Annotated in this window: 3 protein-coding genes; 1 reads left to right on the top strand and 2 read right to left on the bottom strand. The window is 61.1% G+C overall.

Features of this window, described 5'->3' with window-relative positions; all coding sequences use genetic code 11:
* Positions 1-25 precede the first annotated feature (25 nt).
* Both NW819_RS01470 and NW819_RS01465 read right to left on the bottom strand, forming a co-directional pair.
* Positions 26-2,179 (bottom strand): M48 family metalloprotease, encoded by a 2,154-nt coding sequence (locus NW819_RS01470; RefSeq protein ID WP_414412678.1) that lies wholly within the window; start codon positions 2,177-2,179, stop codon positions 26-28.
* A 102-nt stretch (positions 2,180-2,281) separates the two neighbouring features.
* Positions 2,282-3,565: a competence/damage-inducible protein A gene (locus NW819_RS01465; protein ID WP_414331859.1), complete on the bottom strand. Its 1,284-nt coding sequence runs from the start codon at positions 3,563-3,565 to the stop codon at positions 2,282-2,284.
* On the opposite strand from NW819_RS01465, the gene NW819_RS01460 reads away from it, so the two are divergent.
* Complete coding sequence (locus NW819_RS01460) at positions 3,516-3,857, top strand: helix-turn-helix domain-containing protein (RefSeq protein ID WP_414412677.1); 342 nt, start codon at positions 3,516-3,518, stop codon at positions 3,855-3,857. The genes NW819_RS01465 and NW819_RS01460 overlap by 50 nt on opposite strands.
* The last annotated feature ends 376 nt before the right edge of the window (positions 3,858-4,233 follow it).

Genomic DNA, 4,233 nt, shown 5'->3' with positions numbered 1-4,233 from the left:
TTCAGCGTAAATGTATCAGCCTGGCTCACCACCGCCGCAGGTAAGAGGCCAAGTTGGGGAAATAGAACGCCCCCCAAATCCCCAGCAGGATGACTCCCAAGCCGAACACAACCAGCCAAAGGCGCGGTCGGCTGTGCAGCTTATTGGATCCCACCTGGACGTAGGCCAGATCCACCCAAGCAGTATTGCCGCGGCGGAACCAGCCCACCACTTTGACGCGCCGGCCCACCAGGGCGCGGATCCGCTTCAGGCCGGAAAAGACATTGCCCACCGGCCCCAAAGGGGAAGTAAAGCGCACCGGGATCAGCCCTGTGGCCTCTTGCAGCTTCAGCTCTGCCCCCAGTTGATAGCCGGAGCGGCCCAGTCCCACCAACTCCCCCTCCAGCTCCACCCATTGTCCGCGGCGGGGATCCGCGTCGGGATCCGCCAGCAAGCTGAGCACATCCGTCGGCCTTGCCGGCAGGGATCCCCCGTACATCAACCCCGCTTTGGCCCACAAGCCCACCCCGTAGCCCACCACCGCTGCTGCCGCGATCACCTTGGGATCGAGACGGTTTTGCAGCAGCAGGTAGAGGATCAGCCCCACCAGCCAGCCAATGAGGATCCCGACCACTTCGGCTGCGTAGATGGCCAGATCCAGCCAAAACCGGCTTTGCAGGCGGGCCACATCCAATTTGGACCCGGATCCCAGGCTCAGCTCCGGCAGGAGGCGCAGCCGCTCTCCATATCCTGCCAAGACCTTGAAGCGGTGCCCCGGCAGCGGATGGCTGGAATTGACCTGCATCCAGCGGGCCCAAGGGTTGATTTGATCCCAAAGAAAGACTTGGCCAGCTTGGGAGGGATCCTGGAGGCGGGCGGCAGCACTGGCAGCGGCGATGGTTTTGAAGTCCAAAAAGCTGAACAGGCGGGTGCAGTGCAACAGCGAGGAAGGTCGGCGGTCGTTTTTGTGGGCCTCTTGTAAGCCGGCAGCCGATTTGAGCAGAGCAGCAATCAGCCCGTTCGGGTTGCCGGTTGCCTGTACGGCAAAATGGTCGGCATGGTAGGTGCCCAGGCGGGAGAGGAAAAACAGCGGGTAGGAGAGCACCGTGTAGATGAGGTAGAGCAGCGGGGCCACATGCCCGATCAGATCCCGCCGTTTGCTTCCCAGTTGGCTCACCTGCTCCAAGGCCAGGTAAACCAGTTGAATCGGGGATCCCAGCAGGGTCATGACCAGGATATCTCCATTAACAATTCGCCCCAGGGCCTGGGCGTAGACGGCGGCAATCTCATCCTCAGAAAGCTGCTGCAACAGGGCTTGGGTGACCACAATGCGGCAGCCATCAGAAAAAGTGCCGTAAACAAAGGCCAGCGGCCCAGCATCCGGGATCACCCCCAGTCGGGGCTGTTTTAGCTGGTTTTGGGCACAGATGCGCTGCAGCAGGCGCGCCGTTTCGGGGCTGTGGCGTTCGATTTCGCCAAGCCTGGCCCAACGCAACTTGTGCAGCCGTTGGTGGAGCTGATCCATCAGCCAGGGGGCAAAAAAGAGAAGGCCTACTCCAAAGTTGACCGCCAGGCTGCCGGCCACCAACCACCGCAGGCCATTGCGCAGCCAGGGCAGCAACCCCTGCAAAAACCAAAGCTGCCGCGGAAAACTCAGCCGGCCAAAATCCAGATGGCTGCCTACCAACACAAAGCTCAGCCACCAAAGGAAGACAATGCCCACCCCCAGGGATCCCCACTTGGCCCAATGCAGGGGGCCGGCCCGCTCCGGCAGGGGGATCTTCATACCCAGTTGGGCGGCCCGTTGACGGGTGGACAGGGATCCCGCTCCAGGAGACGGCTCCTCTGGGGGAGCAGAACGCGGTTCGACAGGTTTGGCGGACGGAGCAGCCAGGGACTCTGTTGCAGTGGGCAGGCGAAGCAAGATCTTCTTGGCCCAGCCTTGCGCCTGGGGGTTGGGGTGTTGCAGCAGCTCTAGGCAGAGGGACCGTGCCTTCTCCGTCTGGCCCAACTGGTGGTAGGCCCGCACCAGGTTCATTTGGGCTTCCAGGGCTTCGCCGTCAGATGAGTCTGCCGGGATCCCTAATGCTTTGTCCTGCTGACGGGATTGGGCCAGGTAGCCTTCAAAAAGTTGGATGGCCTCTTGAAGGCGGCCCTGCCGCAGGGCTTCCTTGCCCGCCTGGACGGCATCGGGGATCATCGGCTTGCTCCTTGCCTGGTAGGGTCTGCTTCTGGAGATCGGTTGGATCCATCTGCTCCCCCAGCTTACTCAGGGATCCAACCCCGAGAGACTGGATCCCCCCTAAAGGGGGTAGCAGAGCAAGCGCCGCCGCAAGCGATCCAGAGCCGTCTGGGCGCTCCACCAACGCACCCCCTCTCTGCCGCGCAGGCTGCCAAACCGGTACTCGTGTACTTCCACCTTCCCTTGCGGATCCGCCAAACCCAGATACACAAGACCGACTGGCTTGGTGGCGGTGCCTCCCTCTGGCCCGGCAATGCCGGTGATGCTCAAGGCCCAGTTGGAGCCCAGGACTTGCTTGGCCCCCAGCGCCATTTGGGCGGCCACCGCCTCGCTCACGGCCCCGTGCTGTCGCAGGGTTTCCGGATTCACCTGTAAAAGCTGCTCCTTGATGCGGTTGTCGTAGGCCACGATCCCCCCCACAAAGTAGCGGGAGCTGCCCGGGATCCCGGTCACCAACTGCCCCAGCAGCCCGCCGGTGCAGGATTCTGCCACCGCCAGAGTTTGACCCCGTTGCAGCAACAGCTCCCCCACCACACCGGCCAAGGTGGCGTCATCGCTGCCGAAGTAGTCTTCTCCAGAAATCTGTAAAATCTGCTCCACCACCGGGGCGATCAAGGCTTGGGCCTCTTCACGACTGGGAGCACGTCCGGTAACCCGCAGGCGTACCTCCCCCTGGCTGGCGTAGGGAGCCACCGTAGGGTTTTCCCCCGCCAACAGGGATCCCAGCCGTTCGGCCAGCGTCGATTCGGGAATGCCCCAATAGCGCAGTACCCGGCTGTAGAACACCTCTTTTCCCCAGCCGATGGAGCGCAGATAAGGCACGGCGGTCTCCCGCCACATGTGTTGCATCTCCCGCGGCACCCCAGGGAAGGTGAGAATGTGCAGGTCGGGCCGGGGCTGCCAGATGAGGCCACAGGCGCTGCCCAGCGGGTTGGGCAACACCCTCGCTCCCCGGGGCAGAAAAGCCTGCTTGCGATTGCTCGGCGAGGGCACAAGGCCCCGCTGCCCGTACTTTTGCAGGATCTCTTCCCACACTTGGGGGTGCTCCACCATCTCCGCCCCAAAAAAGGAAGCCAGCGCCTCATGGGTGAGATCGTCCGGCGTCGGCCCCAAACCCCCGGTGATCAGAATCAAGCTGGAACGACCACAGGCCACCTCCAGCGCGTGGTGAATGCGGGCCTCGTTATCCCCCACCACCGTTTGGTAATAGTGGGGGATCCCCAGTTGCGCCAACTCGGCTGCCAAGTACTGGGCATTGGTATTGGTGATCTCTCCCAAAAGCAATTCTGTGCCGATGCAGAGGATCTCAGCCCCTTGGGGAATAGCAGTTTGCGGTGGGATCATGCTTGGCCTCGAGCTCAGCTCAGCCGCAAGAGAAGTATACAAGCAGGGAGGTCTCGGCCTCCCTGCGCGCCCCCAGATTTTGGGCTTGCAGTTGGCCATTCCAAATGGCGGTGAGACAACCGGCAAGTTTCCATCTCCGGCGCCGGCAAAAAGATTGGGGGACGAGATGTATCCGACAGCACAACAGCGACAGACGCTGCAGCAGTGGTTGGGAACAGCTCGGTTTGTTTATAACCGCACCCTAGATTCTCTGAAGTCTTTAGAAGGCGAGCGTCCACCTGGATGCAAGTAGCTACTCACCACATCTTGCCTTCTCTACCAGATCGGGCGAAGGCAGTCCCGTACCAAACCAGAAAGTGGCAGTCATTGTTTGCGTTGGCCCATTCAAGACTTGCGGGATGAGCGCCAAGGCGGCCAGGTTCTGGGTGGACAACTTTGACATTTATTCTTTAACATTTTCTTTGACATTACTTGACATTGTTTATTGTCTTGGTTTATTGTCTTGCTGCTCAAGTTTCAGACCTCCAAGATAGCGGTCAGAAAGCAGCGCCAGCTACATGCCAAGACGGTGCGCTTGCTACTGGTGGGCGCGTAGTGCGTTCCAGGAACGGCCAGAGGCTGTGGCTGAGCAGTACGGGAAACAAGCATTGACATCCTCCCCGGCCTTT

It is taken from the genome of Synechococcus sp. R8-2 (assembly GCF_047461715.1).
Taxonomy (GTDB): Bacteria; Cyanobacteriota; Cyanobacteriia; order Thermostichales; family Thermostichaceae; genus Thermostichus.
Note: the sequence above shows the minus strand (reverse complement) of the source record. Positions and strands in the feature narration are given on the sequence as shown.